20 protein-coding genes and 1 tRNA gene are annotated in these 19,350 nt (G+C 55.6%); 10 read left to right on the top strand and 11 right to left on the bottom strand.

All coding sequences use genetic code 11. The features are described 5' to 3' along the window. The first annotated feature begins 73 nt into the window (after positions 1 to 73). Positions 74 to 427 carry a DUF4156 domain-containing protein gene (locus SK47_RS01705; RefSeq protein ID WP_003855938.1) on the top strand — a complete coding sequence of 118 codons (354 nt, stop codon included), beginning with the start codon at positions 74 to 76 and terminating at the stop codon, positions 425 to 427. Between the two features lie 65 nt (positions 428 to 492). Here the strand turns inward: SK47_RS01705 and epmB are convergent, their stop codons facing one another. After that, entirely contained in the window at positions 493 to 1,521 is a 1,029-nt protein-coding gene (gene epmB, locus SK47_RS01710; protein ID WP_003855939.1) for an EF-P beta-lysylation protein EpmB, read from the bottom strand. Between the two features lie 40 nt (positions 1,522 to 1,561). On the opposite strand from epmB, the gene efp reads away from it, so the two are divergent. The 3 genes from efp (at position 1,562) to ecnB (ending at position 2,572) form a co-directional block, all read left to right on the top strand. Next, on the top strand, positions 1,562 to 2,128 hold the full coding sequence (gene efp / locus SK47_RS01715) for an elongation factor P (protein WP_003855940.1): 567 nt from the start codon (positions 1,562 to 1,564) through the stop codon (positions 2,126 to 2,128). Positions 2,129 to 2,185: 57 nt separating this feature from the next. Next, a complete protein-coding gene (locus tag SK47_RS01720) occupies positions 2,186 to 2,317 on the top strand; it encodes an entericidin A/B family lipoprotein (RefSeq protein WP_006810410.1) in 132 nt (43 codons plus the stop codon). 108 nt (positions 2,318 to 2,425) lie between these two features. Continuing rightward, positions 2,426 to 2,572: a lipoprotein toxin entericidin B gene (gene ecnB, locus SK47_RS01725; RefSeq protein ID WP_003855942.1), complete on the top strand. Its 147-nt coding sequence runs from the start codon at positions 2,426 to 2,428 to the stop codon at positions 2,570 to 2,572. A gap of 37 nt (positions 2,573 to 2,609) precedes the next feature. Here ecnB and SK47_RS01730 read toward each other — a convergent pair whose 3' ends face one another. Then, complete coding sequence (locus tag SK47_RS01730; protein ID WP_022650247.1) at positions 2,610 to 3,209, bottom strand: helix-turn-helix transcriptional regulator; 600 nt, start codon at positions 3,207 to 3,209, stop codon at positions 2,610 to 2,612. Positions 3,210 to 3,471: 262 nt separating this feature from the next. Here SK47_RS01730 and sugE point away from each other — a divergent pair, with 262 nt between their 5' ends. Further along, positions 3,472 to 3,789: a quaternary ammonium compound efflux SMR transporter SugE gene (sugE, locus tag SK47_RS01735; protein ID WP_003855944.1), complete on the top strand. Its 318-nt coding sequence runs from the start codon at positions 3,472 to 3,474 to the stop codon at positions 3,787 to 3,789. Here sugE and SK47_RS01740 read toward each other — a convergent pair. Both SK47_RS01740 and blaACT read right to left on the bottom strand, forming a co-directional pair. After that, complete coding sequence (locus tag SK47_RS01740; protein WP_003855945.1) at positions 3,786 to 4,316, bottom strand: lipocalin family protein; 531 nt, start codon at positions 4,314 to 4,316, stop codon at positions 3,786 to 3,788. The two genes, sugE and SK47_RS01740, sit on opposite strands and share 4 nt — an antisense overlap. Before the next feature lie 158 nt (positions 4,317 to 4,474). After that, entirely contained in the window at positions 4,475 to 5,620 is a 1,146-nt protein-coding gene (gene blaACT / locus SK47_RS01745) for an ACT family cephalosporin-hydrolyzing class C beta-lactamase (RefSeq protein ID WP_048243390.1), read from the bottom strand. A gap of 132 nt (positions 5,621 to 5,752) precedes the next feature. On the opposite strand from blaACT, the gene ampR reads away from it, so the two are divergent. Then, positions 5,753 to 6,628 carry a LysR family transcriptional regulator AmpR gene (gene ampR / locus SK47_RS01750; protein ID WP_003855952.1) on the top strand — a complete coding sequence of 292 codons (876 nt, stop codon included), beginning with the start codon at positions 5,753 to 5,755 and terminating at the stop codon, positions 6,626 to 6,628. A gap of 29 nt (positions 6,629 to 6,657) precedes the next feature. On the opposite strand, the gene frdD is transcribed toward ampR, so the two are convergent. The 4 genes from frdD to frdA are packed head-to-tail and all read right to left on the bottom strand — an operon-like array spanning position 6,658 to position 9,951. After that, positions 6,658 to 7,017 (bottom strand): fumarate reductase subunit FrdD, encoded by a 360-nt coding sequence (gene frdD, locus SK47_RS01755; protein ID WP_000609653.1) that lies wholly within the window; start codon positions 7,015 to 7,017, stop codon positions 6,658 to 6,660. A gap of 10 nt (positions 7,018 to 7,027) precedes the next feature. Continuing rightward, on the bottom strand, positions 7,028 to 7,423 hold the full coding sequence (frdC, locus tag SK47_RS01760; protein ID WP_023324035.1) for a fumarate reductase subunit FrdC: 396 nt from the start codon (positions 7,421 to 7,423) through the stop codon (positions 7,028 to 7,030). A gap of 10 nt (positions 7,424 to 7,433) precedes the next feature. Beyond that, positions 7,434 to 8,168, bottom strand: a complete 735-nt coding sequence (locus tag SK47_RS01765) for a succinate dehydrogenase/fumarate reductase iron-sulfur subunit (protein ID WP_003855955.1) — start codon at positions 8,166 to 8,168, stop codon at positions 7,434 to 7,436. After that, a complete protein-coding gene (gene frdA / locus SK47_RS01770; protein ID WP_023324036.1) occupies positions 8,161 to 9,951 on the bottom strand; it encodes a fumarate reductase (quinol) flavoprotein subunit in 1,791 nt (596 codons plus the stop codon). Before frdA ends, SK47_RS01765 begins: the two co-directional genes overlap by 8 nt. Before the next feature lie 310 nt (positions 9,952 to 10,261). Here frdA and epmA point away from each other — a divergent pair, with 310 nt between their 5' ends. Continuing rightward, entirely contained in the window at positions 10,262 to 11,239 is a 978-nt protein-coding gene (gene epmA, locus SK47_RS01775) for an elongation factor P--(R)-beta-lysine ligase (RefSeq protein ID WP_003855960.1), read from the top strand. A gap of 178 nt (positions 11,240 to 11,417) precedes the next feature. Next, entirely contained in the window at positions 11,418 to 12,917 is a 1,500-nt protein-coding gene (yjeM, locus tag SK47_RS01780; RefSeq protein WP_048243393.1) for a glutamate/gamma-aminobutyrate family transporter YjeM, read from the top strand. 36 nt (positions 12,918 to 12,953) lie between these two features. Here yjeM and mscM read toward each other — a convergent pair whose 3' ends face one another. From mscM to rsgA, 3 genes are all read right to left on the bottom strand, one after another. Further along, positions 12,954 to 16,277 (bottom strand): miniconductance mechanosensitive channel MscM, encoded by a 3,324-nt coding sequence (mscM, locus tag SK47_RS01785; RefSeq protein ID WP_003855962.1) that lies wholly within the window; start codon positions 16,275 to 16,277, stop codon positions 12,954 to 12,956. Positions 16,278 to 16,296: 19 nt separating this feature from the next. Continuing rightward, entirely contained in the window at positions 16,297 to 17,265 is a 969-nt protein-coding gene (gene asd / locus SK47_RS01790; RefSeq protein WP_048245030.1) for an archaetidylserine decarboxylase, read from the bottom strand. A gap of 97 nt (positions 17,266 to 17,362) precedes the next feature. Next, complete coding sequence (rsgA, locus tag SK47_RS01795) at positions 17,363 to 18,415, bottom strand: small ribosomal subunit biogenesis GTPase RsgA (protein ID WP_003855964.1); 1,053 nt, start codon at positions 18,413 to 18,415, stop codon at positions 17,363 to 17,365. Positions 18,416 to 18,522: 107 nt separating this feature from the next. Between rsgA and orn the strand changes: the two genes are divergently transcribed. Together orn and SK47_RS01805 are read left to right on the top strand one after the other, a co-directional pair. Next, positions 18,523 to 19,068, top strand: coding sequence for an oligoribonuclease (orn, locus tag SK47_RS01800; RefSeq protein WP_003855965.1), 546 nt, complete (start codon positions 18,523 to 18,525; stop codon positions 19,066 to 19,068). A gap of 196 nt (positions 19,069 to 19,264) precedes the next feature. Continuing rightward, positions 19,265 to 19,340: transfer RNA gene (locus tag SK47_RS01805), tRNA-Gly, on the top strand. Positions 19,341 to 19,350: the final 10 nt, after the last annotated feature.

Here is a 19,350-nt window from a genome sequence, read left to right on the forward strand (position 1 = left end):
TTTTGGTCATCTTTTTAGTATAAGGTTTACACGCGGACAACTACTGTCCAGCTTATTGAAAACGAGGAATAACATGCGCATAAAAGTCTGTGCAGGGATTGTAGGTGCAGCATTGCTGCTGGCGGGTTGTAGCACCAGCAATGAGCTGACGGCAGCGGGCCAGAGCGTTCGCTTTGTGGAAGATAAGCCGGGCAGCGAATGCCAGCTGTTAGGCACCGCCACTGGCGAGCAAAGCAACTGGATGTCGGGGCAGCACGGCGAAGAGGGCGGCTCTATGCGCGGTGCGGCCAATGCCCTGCGTAATCAGGCTGCGGCAATGGGCGGCAACGTGATTTACGGGGTAAGCAGCCCGACGCAGGGGATGCTGTCCAGCTTTGTGCCAACCGCCAGCCAGATGAACGGCCAGGTCTATAAGTGCCCGAACTGATATAACCGTTTGATGGCGCTGCCGCTTTATCTCCAGGGCAGGTAAGCGTAGCGCCACCTGCCTTTTTACTGCTGACGCAGCTGCAAATCCAGCGGCGTCTTACTCGGCTCTCCGCCAATCTCACGTGCCAGCTTCGGCACCATATAACCTGAAACCAGCGTTAACAGCTCGCGCATAATCTTCCGGGCCTCTTCATCTGTCACCATGAAGTGCGCCGCGCCCTGGACGCGATCCAGAACATGCAGGTAATAGGGCATAACGCCCGCATCAAATAAGGCATTGCTGAGATCGGCCAGCACGCGGGCGCTGTCGTTCACGCCGCGCAGTAATACGCTCTGGTTGAGCAGCGTCACGCCTGCCTTTCGCATACGCGCCATCGCCGCACGAAAGTCCGCGTCAATTTCATTCGCGTGGTTGATATGATTCACCAGCAGCACCTGCAAACGGGACTGCTCCAGGCGCGTGACCAGGGCGTCGGTGATACGCGCCGGGATGACGATCGGTAAACGGCTGTGAATGCGCAGACGCTTAATGTGCGGGATGGTCTCAAGCTGAGTCAGCAGCCAGTCCAGCTCATGATCTTTTGCCATCAGCGGGTCGCCGCCGGAAAAGATGATTTCATCCAGTTCCGGGTGCGCCGTGATGTAGTCCAGCGCCACCTGCCAGTTGCGCTTATTGCCCTGGTTTTCGGCGTACGGGAAGTGGCGACGGAAGCAATAGCGGCAATTTACCGCGCAACCGCCCTTAACCAGCAGCAGGGCACGATTGCGGTATTTATGCAGCAAACCCGGTACGACACTGTTCTGCTCTTGCAGCGGATCGGTGCTGTAGCCGGGGGCGGTAATAAACTCATCCTGAGAGGTAAGTGTTTGTTTTAATAACGGATCATCAGGATTGCCCTTTTCCATTCGGGCAACAAACGCGCGGGGAACGCGCAGGGCGAAAAGGCGTTTCGCCTCACGACCTGCACGCAACGCTTCGTGCTGTTCGAGGTCTAAAAGACGCAGCAATTCATCAGGACTGGTGATTACATCGGCAAGTTGCGATAACCAATCTTCTCTGGACGGGGTGTTTAGGGTTACAATATGCGCCATTTTGTGGCTTAGCTACCAGTTAACAAATTTAGAGGGCCTTATGGCAACGTACTATAGCAACGATTTTCGTGCTGGTCTTAAAATCATGATGGACGGCGAACCGTACGCGGTTGAAGCCAGCGAATTCGTTAAACCAGGTAAAGGCCAGGCATTCGCACGCGTAAAGCTGCGTCGCCTGCTGACCGGTACCCGTGTTGAGAAAACCTTCAAATCTACTGACTCCGCTGAAGGCGCTGATGTTGTCGATATGAACCTGACTTACCTGTACAACGACGGTGAGTTCTGGCACTTCATGAACAACGAAACCTTCGAGCAGCTGTCTGCGGACGCAAAAGCGATTGGTGACAACGCCAAGTGGCTGCTGGATCAGGCTGAGTGCATCGTGACCCTGTGGAACGGTCAGCCTATCGCGGTTACGCCTCCGAACTTCGTTGAGCTGGAAATCGTTGAAACCGATCCAGGTCTGAAAGGTGATACCGCAGGTACTGGCGGCAAGCCTGCCACTCTGTCTACCGGCGCTGTGGTGAAAGTGCCACTGTTCGTACAGATCGGTGAAGTGATCAAAGTGGATACCCGCTCCGGCGAATACGTATCCCGCGTGAAGTAATTTACGTCATGATGTAAGGCGCAGCGCCCGCTGCGCCTGTTTTTGCAGGCAGGGAAGATGAAACGTACCGTTAAAATTCTGCTTCTGTTAGCGCTCTCCAGCGCAATTCTCTCCGGTTGCAACACCGCGCGTGGCGTGGGTGAAGATATCCAGGATCTCGGCCATATCATTTCCCATGCGGCCAGCTAATTCCGTCTAATTTTCCTAAAAATTCTTCCTTTTCCGTCAAACGACAAGATCTTGTCTATTCTTAAGTTGCTATACACAAAATAACTTTGGCTATAAAAGGAAGATATTATGGTTAAGAAAACAATTGCAGCGATCTTTTCTGTTCTGGTGCTTTCTTCGGTACTGACTGCATGTAACACCACCCGTGGCGTAGGGGAAGATATCTCCGACGGTGGTAACGCGATTTCTGGCGCAGCAACCAAAGCTCAGAACTAATGAAAGCGACGGTACGGCAGGTCATTTCACCGTACCGTCAATTCTCCACTTCCTGTAGCGATAAAAACGGGGAGTAGCGCGTATCCATATGTAGCTTCATGCGGATATTGCGTTTGTACGTGTACACCGTTTTTCCGTTAATGCGCAGATTGCTGGCAATTTTCTGGTTGCTCGCGCCATCCATCCACAGGCTAAGAACTCTCTCTTCCTGACGCGTCAGTAACGGTGCCGCCATCTCCGGAAGCTCCGCGCTTGCGCATGACGTTAGCGCGTCATTTATCACCGCCGCTAGTTTTTCCAGATCGGTATTTTTGGAAAGAGAAGACCATATCGGGAACTGCGCCAGATAATCTGTCATCTCTTGCTCCTGGCCTGATTGCAGCATAATAAAAGGCAATGTTTCGCTGGCAATCAGCAGGGAGGATAGCTGCTGAAAATGGTGTAAATCCTGCCGGAAGCCAGATAAATCAGCGATGACCAGCGCAGGTTTCCATTGCAGGATATGCTCTCTGGCGAGGAAAAGATTATTTACCCCGGTTACGACGAAATGACCCGAAAACAGGTCTGAATGATTGACCCAGGCTTCAAATCCCGTGCGGGTGAAGTGACAACGGTCAATCAAAAGAATTTTAAACATAAAATTTTCGCAGTCGGCTAGTGGTTTGGCTTCCTGCCATCAGAAAGCCTATCATCATAGAGAAGTCGGATGAGTCATAAATGCCTGAACTCCGTGTCTTACTGAGGCTATTTCTTGCCTTAACATGTTCAGCAGAAAAAGTTTGAAAAAAAATTCCATGCTAACCAAAATATAAGGCGCAACCTCAGCCTTGCGGGACGACCCGTAAGCGCTTCATTCATCGGGGACGGCCCCAACTTGTCGTTAAGTTAAGGAGCCTGATATGTCCTGGATCGTTCTTGTTATTGCCGGTTTGCTCGAAGTGGTATGGGCAATTGGCCTGAAATATACCCATGGTTTTACCCGCCTGACGCCCAGCGTCATCACTATCGCCGCAATGATTGTCAGTATCGTCATGTTGTCATGGGCGATGCGAAGCTTGCCAGTCGGAACGGCTTACGCTGTCTGGACGGGAATTGGCGCGGTAGGGGCTGCCATTACCGGTATTCTGCTGCTGGGGGAGTCTGCGAGCCTGGCGCGCATCGCCAGCCTCGCGTTAATCGTCGCGGGTATCATCGGGTTAAAACTCAGTACCCACTAATGCGGCTGTTTTACCCAGAGTAATTTCGTCACGTCAAACCCTTGCCGGGTCGCTATGTCCAGCATCTGCTGTTTCATTTCCGCCGGGATCGTTGGCGTGCGGGAGAGGATCCACAGATAGTTGCGATCCGGCCCACACACCAGCGCATGGCGGTACTCTCTGTCCAGCGCAATGACGTTATACCCGCCGTAGAATGGGCCGATGAAAGAGACTTTCATGGCCGCGCGGTTAGACGCGCCGGTGAAATAGGCCTGACCAACTGACTGCTGCCACATCTGGCGATCCGGGTTATAGCCGCGGTTAATGACCCGGATCCCGCCGTCATCCATCGCGCTGTAGTTGACCGTGACTTTTTCTAAGCCCCGTTCGAACTGATGGTCCATTCGGGCGATTTCATACCAGGTGCCGAGGAAGCGCTGTGCGTCGAAATTACTGACTACCGTGACGCCAGGCGGAGGAGTAGGGGAACTGCAAGCAACCACTAAAAACGCGGCTGTTACTGCGGCAATAACAGGCAGAATGCGCATAGGAGTTTCCTTACTGTTTTTTGTTAAGTGTAGATGACAGCAGGGAAAATGCGGGAGATTGTGTAGGGTGTTTTGCCGGGTGGCGGCTTCGCCTTACCCGGCCTACAAAGTTCACGCGTTGTGTAGGCCGGGTAAGCGCAGCGCCACCCGGCAATGTTTTACTGTAGCGCCTCGAGGATATGGTATGCCGCCTCAACGCGTGCCGGGTTCGGATAGCTTTTATTCGCGAGCATCACAATACCGATCTGCTTTTCAGGAATAAAGGCCACGTAGCTGCCAAATCCGCCAGTAGAACCCGTTTTATGGACCCAGGACGCTTTGACCGGGGGAGCCGGTGGATTCACTTCTGCCACGGGTAATGGCGCCAGCGCTACCTTACTGTCGCTGCCTTCGACCACCGTGTTGGCCTCCACGGGCCAGTTGAGCATCTCCCAGCCCAGACCCTGATACATTGACCCGATACGCCAGTAGCGCGACTGCGCCAGCGCGATGCCCTGCTTAAGTGGGGCATCGGCAACCTTCTCCGGCGCCATGTTTGCCATGACCCAGTTCGCCATATCCTGCACGTTGGTTTTCACGCCATAGGCTTGTGCATCCAGCATTCCCGGCGAAACGCGCACCGCTTTACCGTCACGATAGCCCCAGGAGTAATGCGCCTCTTCCGCTTTCGGAACGTTAATCCAGGTATGGTCCAGCTTGAGCGGCTTAAGGACCCGCGTCGTCATGGCCTGCTCATAGGGCATGCCGGAAGGTTTGACCGCCAGCGCACCAAAAAGACCGATGCTGGCGTTGGCGTAAAGACGCGTTGTGCCAGGCTTCCACTGCGGCTGCCAGTTTTGATAAAAGCGCAGCAGGGAGGCGTTATCCGTGACCTCATCCGGTACCTGTAGCGGCAGGCCGCCAGCGGTGTAGGTGGCGAGATCCAGCATACGAATACCCTGCCACTGCTTGCCTGTCAGCTGTGGCCAGTATCTGGTCACCGGATCGTCCAGCGAAATTTCACCGCGAGCAATGGCATCCCCACCTAAAACGCCGGTGAAGGTTTTACTTATAGAACCCAGCTCGAACAGGGTCTGAGGCGTAACGGGTTTATTCGCCGCGATATCGGCCTTGCCAAACGTGTAATAGTGCGGTTTTCCCTGATAAATAACGGCCACCGCCATGCCTGGAACAGACTGGGCTTTCATCAGCGGGGTAACCGTATTCGCGACCACCTCCGCCAGCTGTTTTTCTGATACTGGCGCGGCGAGAGCAGAGCAAGAGAGGCCCAGCAGCAGGGCGCAGCAAAGGGATTTTTTCATCATCAGTAATCTTCCGTAATAGCGAGTCAAGGGGGTGTCCGGGCCCATCAGACAGGCGTAGTCTGTTGGATTTGACTGTGCCTGACAAACGGTTAAATTTAGCATTAGCTGTTAATTTTTCTAACGGAAGAGACCATGACGCGAAGCTATCTCCCCCTCAATTCGCTTCGAGCTTTTGAAGCCGCCGCGAGACATCTCAGCTTTACGCATGCGGCCATTGAGCTGAACGTGACCCATTCAGCCATTAGCCAGCATGTGAAAACGCTGGAGCAGCACCTGAACTGTCAGCTGTTCGTTCGCGTGTCGCGCGGGCTGATGTTGACTACCGAGGGTGAAAATTTACTGCCGGTGCTGAATGATTCTTTCGATCGTATAGCCGGAATGCTGGATCGCTTCGCTAACCATCGTGCGCAGGAGAAGCTGAAAATCGGCGTGGTGGGTACATTTGCCACCGGGGTTTTATTCTCGCAGCTGGAGGATTTTCGCCGTGGCTATCCGCACATCGATCTTCAGCTTTCCACCCATAACAACCGCGTTGATCCGGCTGCCGAAGGGCTTGACTATACGATCCGATACGGTGGCGGGGCGTGGCACGGCACCGAGGCTGAATTCCTTTGTCATGCGCCGCTCGCGCCGCTGTGTACGCCCGATATCGCCGCCAGTCTGCACAGTCCGGCCGACATCCTCAGGTTTACGCTGCTGCGCTCTTACCGACGCGATGAATGGACCGCGTGGATGCAGGCGGCCGGCGAGCATCCCCCTTCGCCAACGCACCGCGTGATGGTATTTGATTCGTCCGTGACCATGCTGGAGGCCGCTCAGGCAGGGGTGGGCATTGCCATTGCGCCTGTCGATATGTTTACCCATCTGTTAGCCAGCGAGCGCATTGTACAGCCCTTTGCGACGCAGATTGAGCTCGGCAGTTACTGGCTGACCCGATTGCAGTCCCGGGCAGAAACGCCAGCCATGCGCGAATTTTCCCGGTGGCTGGTGGAGAAGATGAAAAAGTAAAAAGCCCGCCGGATGGCGGGCCTGTTCAGTCAGATGGTGACCACGGCAATCAACGTGACGACCGTCAGAATGGTCGCCAGACCGTAGAAGACCCATTTACCGCTTGGCACATGGATTTTCAGATCGTGCATCGCATGGTGGATACGGTGCAGACCACACCACAGCGGCAGGACGATCATCAGGAAGATGAACACGCGGCCAATAAAGCTGCTCGCAAAGGCCAGTACGCGCTCATAGCTCAGCGCATCGCCCGGGAACAACCCCAGCGGCAGCATGATCCCGACCAGCAGGATAATGACCGGGGCAATAATGGCGCTCCACATGCCGCCTGCGCCAAACAGCCCCCAGAAAACCGGCTCGTCTGAACGTTTTGGATTTGGATTGATCACAGTAGTCTCCTTACCAAAACAGTGCGACAAACAGAATGACCACAGAGACAACTGCTGTCACTGCCCAGAGCCCTTTAATGACCGGCTCTGGCCCCATTTTTTCGCCTTTTACAATGATGTTCGCTGCTTTTGGCGCCAGTTCAAACCAGGTTTTGGTATGAAGCAGCGCGGCGGCGAGCACAATCAGGTTCAGTACTACGATGATTGGGTTTTGCAGGAAGCCCACAAAACTGGCCCAGGCTTCCGGGCCGTGCTTGAGGGCATACACCCCGTACATCAGTTCGAGGCTGAACCAGACCGCGGGAATTGCCGTGCCTTCACGCAGCATATAGAAGCGATAAAACGGCAGTTTTTTCCACCAGGTGGACGGCATTGGTCGCACGTAGGCTTTGCGTTTAGTCGTCATCATGCACTCCTTAGCGTGGTTTCAGGGTAGCGATAAGAAAGTCTTTCGAGCTTTCCACCTTACCCTGCTGAATGGCGGCGGCCGGGTCGACATGCTTCGGACAGACTTCGGAGCAGTAACCGACAAACGTGCAGGTCCAGACCCCGTTCTGGCTGTTCAACTGGGCCATACGTTCTTTTTTGCCGTGGTCGCGGCTGTCTTCGTTATAGCGGTGCGCCAGGGTAATGGCGGCCGGGCCGATAAACTCAGGGTTCAGGCCAAACTGTGGACAGGCGGCGTAGCACAGGCCGCAGTTGATGCAGCCGGAGAACTGATGGTATTTCGCCATCTGCGCGGGCGTCTGAGTGTTTGGCCCCTGATCCGGTGTGCGCGGGTTGCCGATGATGTACGGCTTAATCGCTTCGAGGCTTTCGATAAAGTGGGTCATGTCGACCACCAGATCGCGCTCAATCGGGAAATTGCCCAGCGCTTCAACCTTGATGCCTTTGGTGTAATCACGCAGGAAGGTTTTACACGCCAGCTTTGGCACCTTGTTGACCATCATGCCGCAGGAGCCGCAAATTGCCATGCGGCAGGACCAGCGGTAGCTCAGGTCTGGGGCCAGGTTATCTTTGATATAGCCGAGCGCATCCAGCAGGGAGGTTTGCTCGTCGTAAGGGACTTCATAGAAAGCGCTATGCGGCGCGGCGTCCACTTCCGGATTGTAGCGCACCACTTCAACTTTCAGTTTTTGCATCTCAGCCATTCGCCTTCTCCTTCTTATCGGCGGCTTCTGCTTCTGCACCGTACACGCGTTTCGCCGGTGGCAGCGTGGTGATTTTCACGTCGCTGTAGTCCAGACGGGTGGTGCCATCCGCATCGCGCCAGGCGAGAGTGTGTTTAAGGAAATTGACGTCGTCACGTTCAGTGCAGCCCTCATCCAGACGCTGGTGCGCGCCGCGGGACTCTTTACGCGCCAGGGCGGAATGGGCCATACATTCTGCGACGTTCAGGCCGTGGCCCAGTTCAATGGTATAAAGCAGTTCGGTATTGAATACGCTGGAAGTGTCGGTGATACGCACGCGCTTGAAGCGCTCCTGCAACTCCGCCAGCTTATCGACGGTTTTCTGCATCAGCTCTGGCGTACGGTAGATCCCGCAGCCTTCTTCCATCGACAGCCCCATTTCGTCGCGGATCTTCGACCAGTTTTCGTTACCTTCCTGGTTCACCAGGTCTTTCAGGCGTTTTTCGACGTCTACAACCTGCGCATCCAGCGCCGCGCTGTTAGCTTCACCTGCCGTTGCGGCACGCTCCACCGCACGTTCGCCCGCCATGCGACCAAAGACCACCAGCTCAGCCAGCGAGTTCGAGCCCAGACGGTTTGCGCCGTGCAGACCGACGGAGGAACACTCGCCCACCGCAAACAGCCCTTTGATGCGGGTTTCGCACTGCTGATCGGTTTCGATGCCGCCCATGGTGTAGTGCGCGGTTGGACGCACCGGGATCGGTTCTTTCACCGGATCGACGCCCACATACGCTTTCGCCAGCTCGCAGATAAACGGCAGACGCTCCAGCAGTTTCTTCTCGCCGAGATGACGCAGGTCGAGATGCACCACGTCGCCGCGCGGCGTTGAGATGGTGTTGCCTTTGCGCCACTCGTGCCAGAAAGCCTGAGAGACTTTGTCGCGAGGGCCGAGTTCCATGTATTTGTTTTTCGGCTCGCCAAGTGGGGTTTCCGGACCCATGCCGTAATCCTGCAAATAGCGATAGCCGTTTTTGTTGACCAGAATTCCGCCTTCGCCGCGGCAGCCTTCCGTCATCAGTATGCCGGAGCCCGGTAGGCCGGTTGGGTGATACTGGACGAACTCCATATCACGCAGCGGGACGCCGTGGCTGAGCGCCATGCCCATACCGTCACCGGTGACGATGCCGCCGTTGGTGTTGTAGCGGTATACGCGGCCCGCGCCGCCCGTTGCCATCACCACCGCATTAGCGCGGATCTGGACAAGCGTGCCTTCCATCATGTTCATCGCCACCAGTCCGCGCGCATGACCGTCGTCGACCAGAATGTCGAGAACGAAATGTTCGTCAAAGCGCTGGATTTGTGGGAACTGGAGGGAGGTCTGGAACAGGGTGTGCAGCATGTGGAAGCCGGTCTTATCGGCGGCAAACCAGGTGCGTTCGATCTTCATGCCACCGAAGCGGCGGACGTTGACGCTCCCGTCCGGACGGCGGCTCCACGGGCATCCCCACTGTTCCAGCTGGGTCATCTCCGTTGGGCAATGGTGCACGAAGTAATCAACGACATCCTGTTCGCAAAGCCAGTCGCCCCCTGCAACCGTGTCGTGGAAATGGTATTCGAAGCTGTCATGATCCTGCGCGACGGCAGCGGATCCTCCTTCTGCGGCTACCGTGTGGCTGCGCATCGGATAGACTTTTGAAATCAATGCGATTTTAGCGTTCGGATTGGCTTGTGCCGCAGCAATTGCAGCGCGTAATCCAGCCCCGCCAGCGCCTATTACGGCAAGATCGGCTTGAAAAGTTTGCACGACATTCCTCCAGATTTTTGTTTTCCCGCAACGCGATGAGCTAAAGGACGTTCACCTGCCCGAACGGGCGATTGCGGAAGCGATTCCACTGCTCCTTTATGGGTAAAACAGTATAACCGCGTAGAAGGGAGGGAAATTTGACGTGTTCGATTTTTTTGCTGTTCTGTGCGGTGATTTATCATCGTGATTAATGAATGGCGTCACAGTATTTCTCTGTGCAATGAAAAGGGACTTTTACTGTGCAAAATTTGTCTCTGCCCCGGCTTGCGAGTAGACTTCGTGCCCTTGTCTGAAAACGGAGAAATAACTCATGAGCGAAACGGCCACCTGGCAGCCGAGCGCATCCATTCCAAACCTGCTAAAGCGCGCAGCAATTATGGCGGAGATCCGCCGTTTCTTTGCCGACCGCGGCGTCCTGGAGGTGGAAACGCCGTGCATGAGTCAGGCGACGGTCACGGATATTCATCTGGTCCCGTTTGAAACCCGTTTTGTTGGCCCAGGCCACTCTCAGGGCATGAATCTGTATCTGATGACCAGCCCGGAATACCATATGAAGCGTCTGCTGGCGGCCGGGTGTGGTCCGGTCTATCAGCTGTGCCGTAGCTTCCGTAATGAAGAGATGGGCCGACACCATAATCCGGAATTCACCATGCTGGAGTGGTACCGCCCGCACTACGACATGTATCGTCTGATGAACGAAGTCGACGATCTGCTGCAACAGGTGCTGGATTGCGCGGAAGCTGAAACGCTCTCCTATCAGCAGGCCTTCCAGCGCCATCTGGAAATCGATCCGCTGTCGGCTGATAAAACACAGCTGCGTGAAGTGGCGGCAAAACTGGATCTGAGCAATGTGGCGGATAACGAAGAGGACCGCGACACGCTGTTGCAACTGCTGTTCACCTTTGGCGTTGAACCGCAAATTGGTAAAGATCGCCCGACGTTTGTCTATCACTTCCCGGCCAGCCAGGCCTCGCTGGCGCAGATCAGCACCGAAGATCACCGCGTGGCGGAACGGTTTGAGGTGTACTTCAAAGGCATTGAGCTGGCGAACGGTTTCCACGAGCTGACCGACGCGCGCGAACAGCAGCAGCGTTTCGAGCAGGATAACCGCAAGCGCAACGCGCGCGGTCTGCCGCAGCAGCCGATTGACACCAACCTGCTGGAAGCGCTTAAGGCCGGTTTGCCGGACTGCTCCGGCGTGGCGCTGGGTGTGGATCGTCTGGTCATGCTGGCGCTGGGTGCCGAGCAGCTGGGCGATGTGATTGCCTTTACGGTCGATCGCGCCTGAAAAAATGCCGGGTGGCGCTGTCGCTTACCCGGCCTACTCGGTCATTTAACTCTGCCACATTAAAAACTGCTCTTTTCGCTATAGACGGGTCTTTTTCTTAAATTGCCTCGGATAGCCACAATATTTGTCTGGTCATCTGCTACCATCCGCGCAGTTTAATTCCGTTTCGGATGGTTATATGTCTCACTCACTCAAAAAAATGACCCTTACCGGGCTCATTCTGATGATTTTTACGTCAGTCTTTGGCTTTGCCAATAGCCCGTCCGCGTTTTATCTGATGGGCTACAGCGCGACGCCGTTTTATATCGTTTCCGCTCTGTTCTTCTTTATCCCGTTTGCGCTGATGATGGCGGAGATGGGCTCGGCGTACCGGAAAGAAGAGGGTGGCATCTATTCGTGGATGAACAACAGCGTCGGCCCCCGTTACGCGTTTATCGGTACGTTCATGTGGTTTTCATCCTACGTCGTCTGGATGGTCAGCACGGCGGCCAAGGTCTGGGTGCCGTTCTCAACGTTTCTCTTCGGTGCGGATAAAACGCAGGTCTGGTCTCTGGCGGGGCTGAGCTCCACGCAGGTGGTCGGTATTCTGGCGGTGTGCTGGATGGTGGTGGTCACGCTGGTGGCCTCGAAAGGCATCAACAAAATTGCCCGTATCACTGCCGTTGGCGGTATTTCCGTGATGTGCCTGAACCTGGTGCTGCTGCTGGTCAGCATCGCCATTCTGTGCCTGAACGGCGGGCATTTCGCACAGGAAGTCAACTTCGTTTCATCGCCTAATCCGGGTTACCAGTCCGGACTGGCCATGCTCTCCTTCGTGGTGTTTGCCATCTTTGCTTACGGTGGAATTGAAGCCGTGGGCGGCCTGGTCGACAAAACCGAAAATCCGGAAAAGAACTTCGCCAAAGGCATTATCTTTGCCGCCATCGTCATATCCATTGGCTACTCACTGGCGATTTTCCTCTGGGGCGTCAGCATCAACTGGCAGCAGGTACTGAGCAATAACACTACCAACCTCGGCAACATTACCTACGTGTTGATGAAAAGCCTGGGGGTGACGCTGGGCAACGCCATGGATCTCGCGCCGGAAACGTCGGCCACCCTGGGGATCTGGTTTGCGCGGATTACCGGTTTGTCGATGTTCCTCGCCTATACTGGCGCGTTCTTCACGCTGATCTACTCGCCGCTGAAAGCGATTATTCAGGGGACGCCAAAGGCGCTGTGGCCTGCACGTATGACTCAGCTGAACGCTGCCGGTATGCCTGCCAACGCGATGTGGATGCAGTGCATGCTGGTGTGCGTGTTCATTCTGCTGGTGTCCTTCGGCGGTGATACCGCGTCGGCGTTCTATAACAAGCTGACCCTGATGGCAAACGTATCGATGACGCTTCCGTATCTGTTCCTGACCCTGGCGTTCCCGTTCTTTAAGGCGAAGCAGGATCTGGAACGACCGTTTGTGATCTTCAAAACCCGTGCGGCGACGCTGCTGGCGACCACTGTTGTGGTGCTGGTCGTCGCGTTCGCCAACATTTTTACCGTCATTCAGCCCGTTGTTGAGGCAAATGACTGGAACAGCACGCTGTGGATGGTTGGCGGACCGATCTTCTTCTCGCTGCTGGCAATGGGGATTTATGAGCATTACCGTCGTCGCTCGACGGCCTGTGTAGCAGAAGTGGCATAAAGGATTGACCCCCTCCCGATGGGGAGGGGGAAAGGATTACAAACTTCCCGCCGGGCGCGTACGCGCCGCTGACGTCAACGTTCTTCCCGTCTTACGTCCGTCCAGCGTTTCCAGACGCATCTGGAACGGTGGGAACGGCATATCAATTCCGTGCTCGCGGAAGCCAGCCAGAATCAGCTGGTGGATCTCATGGCGCAGCGGCATACGGTGTCCCATCTCGGCGGCGTAGATACGCAGCTCGAAAATCTGGATCCCCTGCTGCAAATCAACCAGGAAGACTTCCGGCGGTGGGTTGTCGATTACCAGCGAACAGCGTTCAGCAGCCGTATACAGGATCTGCGTCACCTCTTCGCTGTTGGCATCCGACGGAGCGGGTACGGTCAGCACCACACGCGTGACGGAGTCGGACAGCGACCAGTTGATAAACTGCTCGGTGATAAATGCCTTGTTCGGGACGATGATCTCTTTACGGTCCCAGTCGCTGATGGTGGTGGCACGGGTGTTGATCCTGGTGACGCTGCCGGTGAGATCGCGGATGGTCACCGTATCACCAATTCGAATCGGCTTTTCAAACAGAATGATCAGACCAGAAACGAAGTTGGCAAAAATCTCCTGTAAACCAAAGCCCAGGCCTACGGTCAGGGCGGCAACCAGCCATTGCAGTTTTGACCATTCGATACCAATCATCGAGAAGCCGACCAGCCCACCAAACAGCATGATTAAATACTTGGTGATGGTGGTGATGGCATAGCCTGTGCCTGGGGTTAAATCCAGATGCTGCAACAGCGCCAGCTCCAGCAAGGCAGGGAAGTTACGTATCAGCTGGGTGGTGATGATCAGCACCAGAATCGCAATCAGCACGGCCCCTAAGGTGATGGGCTCCAGGCTTTCGACTCCCTGCACCGTGGATGTCACATCCCATAAAGAGATGTTCTCCAGGAAGCCAAACGCGGAGTGGATTTCTGACCACAGGTAGATCACCGACAGCAGGGCAACCAGCATCAGAATTGAGCGTACCAGCCGCAGGGACTGGGTACTTATCGCATCCAGATCCAGTTCGACGTCATCAGCGTCTGTAGTCCCTTCGGTGCTGTTGACGTGGTTTGGCTCTTCCTCACCCCGCGCGCGCTGGGCCAGAATTTCTGCGCGACGATGTTTAGCACGGTCAAACGCCAGACGACGACGCTGGATCAGCATGCCGCGGCGGATAACATGGTAGACCACCAGCAGCAGGAACCAGATGGCCACCGACGTTTCCAGTCGGGCGAGCAGCGCCTGCGACGTGGCGAGATAACCGACCGCTGCCGCCAGCATCGCCGCCAGCGGCGCGCTGAGCAGCAGGTTCCACAGCAGACGGTTTAACATGTTATCGCCGCTGCCGGTCTTGTCGAGATAGAGCGGGATCCCGGCGCGTTTCAGGCTGAGCGTCACTACCGCTAACGCCCCGCAGATCAGCATAAAGCACAGCCGTCCCAACGAGCCGGAGAACTCCCGGTCATTGAGATTATCGAACATGATCAACGCCATAATCAGCGGCACAATCAGCCCGATACTCATCAGGTAGTAACGCATCGCCCGCGCAACGCGATTACGCGGCCAGCCAAAGTGAGCGATGAACAGACCATTTGGCCGCGCAAACGTGGCGCAAATCATCACCACCCACAGCAGCGGGACGGTGGCGGTCACGCCATCGCCAATCGCGACGGCAAGCGGGTAGGGCCAGGCTTCACGCAGTCCGTATCCGAGCGTCATCCACAGCACCGGCAGCGGAGACGCGACCAGAATTGACCAGAACACCGTACGCAACGTCAGCCAGAAGTGATCCTGGGTTACTTTTCCCACTCGGGCGCTGGAGCGCTCAAGGAAACGGGTAAAGTGACGACGGGAATAAATACTGAAGCCCACCAGAATCAGCGCCCCCAGCAACGGGAAGATAGTCTCCTTGCTGGTTATCATCATTACGCTGGCGAGGCCCAGCTGGCTAAAGGTGTCCAGCGAAATGAGGCGGCGCAGATCCTGCACGATCTCAATCGGCCAGGCGAAGGTCATCGGCCGCACGTCGGACGTCCAGAAAAGGTAACGGTGCGTGGCTTCGTTGACCTCTTTCAGCGCATCCTCCAGCTGGCTATTCGAGACTTTCAGCTTGGTCAGCTCAAGGATCAGCGTATCGCCCCCCTGCAACAGGGAATTGAGCAGTTCGCGTTGGGTGCGCAGCTGCGCTTCCAGAATACGACTTTGCTCGCCGGTGAGCGGCTGTCCGTCAGCCTGACGGATCTGGCGGATTTGCGGCTGCTTGTTGAGGAGATCTTCATAATGAAGACGCTGAACACGCAGCTGCGCCATCTCCGTATCAAGCTGCTGTGGTTTTGGCATCTCTGGCAGACGGGCCACCTGCGCGCGTAACGCTTCGCCCAACAGGTTAGACGAGCCAAGCCACTGGGACTGTTCACGCAGCGTGTTGAGTGCCTGACGAACCTGAAGGGTTTGATTGGTAGCCTGACGCTGCTGCGAGGCCACCAAATCCATGCGCTGCGCCTGCTGATTCAGCGCAGCAGAAAGCTCGCGGTTAACCTTAAACTGGGCGACGATGCTGTCGGGCAGGTTAGCGCTGTTTTCGGCCAGTAACTCTGTGCTTTCCAGAGCACGTTCAGCTTCACGCTGACGCTGGCTGTTGAGTTGATTTCTCAGCGCCTGGAGATACGCATCCAGCTGCTGGCTCTGCTTCTGCGCCAGCTCGGAACGCATCCGCGACAGCTCCTGGCGGTTGTTAGCGGAAAGCTGCGCCAGCTCCAGTTCATCAACCAGGGCTTTTAGTCTGGCGGATTCCGCCTGCAACCCAAGATTTTGCGCCTGATTCTGCGGTGTGCTGCCCGTCTGCGTCCCGATGCGGCGTTCCACCTCATTTAACTGACGGCGGGCATCGGTTTGCTGCTGTGGAAGCTGACTGAGGGAATCGGCAATTTCACGCGCCCGTTCCTGCTCCTGCTGCGCCAGACGGCTTTTTTCCAGCAGCTGGCTGCTGACTTGCAGGATCTCCTGATTCAGCGCCTCGGACGTCATCCCCGCGGGGACCTGGCGTGGTTCATCGCGCAGGTTGTTTAGCTGCGAGCGCAGGGTCTGAGAGAGTTTGGGGAAATTGTCGATAACCTGTTGATACTGCTGCGCGCGCTCAAGGGAACCCTTTCGTTCCTCAAGCGCGTTCAGTGCAGACTGGAGTGACTCAACGGTCTCCGGCTGAGCGGGTTTTGCCGCTTTTGCCTGCTCCAGCTCCTGGGTTATCTGTTTGGCGTCGGGGGCCGTCGCTGCGTACGCCCCCATGCTGAGGCACCAGGCCATCAGTAATACGATAATCGGGCGCACGTCAGCGATCCTTCTGTTGTTAGCCTTCGTCTTTTTTGTCGTCAACCTGCGGGCTGGCGTCGTGCTCGGCTTTGATCTCATCTTCCGGCAACGGGGCTGGCGCAACGTCTGGTGTTGCAAAGACCTCCGTCGATACTGCCAGAGGCTGGCCGAGTTTGGTCACGGACAGGCTTTCCAGCTCGTCGACCAGGTTAACTTTGCCCGGAGCGAACAGGTTGATGACCGTTGAGCCCAGCTTGAAGCGGCCCATTTCCTGACCTTTCAGCAGGGCCACAGAACCTTCTTCTTCGCCGGCAGGCCAGGTCCAGCGCTTGATCACGCCTTCGCGTGGCGGAGTAATGGTGCCCGCCCAGACGGTTTCGATGCTGCCTACAATGGTAGCACCCACCAGAATCTGCGCCATTGGGCCAAATTCAGTATCAAACAGGCAGATGACGCGCTCGTTACGGGCAAACAGGTTAGGAACGTTTTGCGCCGTCAGGTGATTGACGGAGAACAGATCCCCCGGCACGTAGATCATCTCGCGCAGAATACCGTTACACGGCATATGCACGCGGTGGTAATCGCGCGGGGAGAGATAGGTGGTCGCGAAAGTCCCGTTACGGAACAGATCGGCCATTATGTAGTTACCGGCCAGCAGCGCTTCCAGGCTGTAGTTATGGCCTTTCGCCTGCAAAATTTTGTCGTTTTCAATTTTACCCAGCTGGCTGATCACGCCGTCCGCTGGCATCACCAGCACGTTCGGGTCGGTATTCAGCGGACGCACTTCGTCGCGCAGCGGACGCACAAAAAATTCGTTGAAGGTACGATAGCTTGCCGTATCCGGCTTCTGCGCTTCTTTCATGTCGACCTTGTAGTATTTCACGAACAGGTCGATGACCAGTTTGGTCAGCCAGCCCGCTCGTTTGCTCGCGCCCCAGCCCGCCAGGCGAGTGAGCCACAGTTTCGGCAGAATGTATTGAAGCGAAAGTTTAAATGAGTTTAACAAGGTAGCCTCCAGGCCATTGTTTTGTCGTTCCTGATCCGGCATTACGCTGCCGGAACCTGAAAAAAGGGGACGATTTTAGCGACGCTTAGCTTAGTTGTCAGTTATCAGAATCAGAAAAGTTTTTACGCGTTTTTACCTGATCCATGCTTTCGAGAATGCGGTGGTAATTTTCGAAACGGGTTTCCGCAATTTCTCCGTTCTCTACCGCTTCGCGGATGGCGCAGCCCGGATCGTTGTCATGTTTACAGTCGCGGTATTTGCAAGCGCCTAAATAGTCATGGAATTCGACAAATCCGTTAAAGATTTGTTCCGGCTCGAGATGCCAGAGACCAAATTCACGCACGCCCGGGGAGTCAATCACATCGCCGCCGTGCGGGAAGTGATAGAGACGTGAGGCGGTGGTGGTGTGCTGGCCCAGCCCGGAGACGTCCGACACATCGTTGGTCAGGATCTCCTGCTGAAGGCCGAGCAGATTGTTAAGCAGGCTGGATTTACCCACGCCGGACTGCCCTGCAAAGATGCTGATGCGGTCGGTTAGCGCATCTTCCAGCGGCTTCAGGCCGTCTTTGGTGCGGCTGGAAACCATCAACACGCGATAGCCAATGTTGCGGTAAATATCCATCTGCTCATTGACAAAGGCCATGGCCTCGTCATCCAGCAGATCGATTTTATTCAGCACGATAAGCGGCTCAACCTGTAGCGTTTCGCAGGCCACCAGATAACGGTCAATAATGTTGAGTGAAAGCTCAGGCAAAATCGCCGAAACGATCACGATCTGGTTAATGTTGGCGGCAATGGGCTTCACGCCGTCGTAGAAATCCGGACGGGTCAGAACCGACGTGCGTTCATGCACGGCTTCAACGATGCCTTTAACCGTTACCCCTTCCGCCGCCTCCTTGCCCGGACGCCAGACCACGCGGTCACCGGTCACCAGGGAACGGATGGTGCGACGGATATTGCAACGGTGGATATCCCCGTCGGCAGATTCGACATCGGCGTGCATGCCGAAGCGGCTAATCACAACGCCTTCTGTCGCTTCGCCAAACAGGTTGTCGTCGTAATCGGGCTTCTCCGTAGTGGTTTTAAGACGGCGCTGGTGATTTGCATTCACGCGGCGCTGCTGCCCTTTGGAGAGTTTATTTTTACTCAATCGCGCTGGCTCCTGGTCGCCCGTAGCGGGCAAAACCTCTATGATACACTCTAATTAATACTAGTTAACCTGCTACTGCCGGTTATGCGAGAAGGGTGGAAAATAACATGAGCGCGGACGAAAACAACCTGATTTGGATCGATCTGGAGATGACCGGCCTTGATCCCGAGCGCGATCGCATTATTGAGATCGCCACACTGGTCACCGATGCCAACCTCAATATTCTGGCGGAAGGCCCAACGATTGCCGTGCACCAGTCCGATGACCAGCTTGCGCTGATGGATGAGTGGAACGTGCGTACCCATACCGGCAGCGGGCTGGTGGAACGCGTGAAGGCCAGCACCCTGGGCGACCGTGAAGCGGAGCTGGCGACGCTTGAATTTCTGAAGCAGTGGGTGCCGGCAGGAAAATCGCCTATCTGTGGCAACAGCATTGGTCAGGATCGTCGTTTCCTGTTTAAGTACATGCCGGAGCTGGAGTCCTACTTCCACTACCGCTATCTGGATGTGAGCACCCTGAAAGAGCTGGCCCGCCGCTGGAAACCGGAAATTCTCGACGGCTTCACAAAGCAGGGGACGCACCAGGCGATGGACGACATCCGTGAGTCTGTTGCGGAGCTGGCGTACTATCGCGAAAACTTTATTAAGCTCTGATTTTGCGATCCGGCGCCTTGCGTGGCCGGATTTTTGTCGCTAAATTGTTCAGCTTGCCGATTAAATAAGCACTTGAACTGAATTTCAAAAAAATCGCTTTGAGGGGGGTTGCAGCTAAACGGATTTCTCGTATAATGCGCCTCCCGTAACGACAGAGAATTACACGTTACGACAGCAACAAAAGCAGTACAGATTTGCGGGAATAGCTCAGTTGGTAGAGCACGACCTTGCCAAGGTCGGGGTCGCGAGTTCGAGTCTCGTTTCCCGCTCCAAAATTTGAAA

Origin of the sequence: Enterobacter sp. BWH52 (assembly GCF_001037565.1) — a bacterium.
Taxonomy (GTDB): domain Bacteria; phylum Pseudomonadota; class Gammaproteobacteria; order Enterobacterales; family Enterobacteriaceae; genus Enterobacter; species Enterobacter hormaechei_C.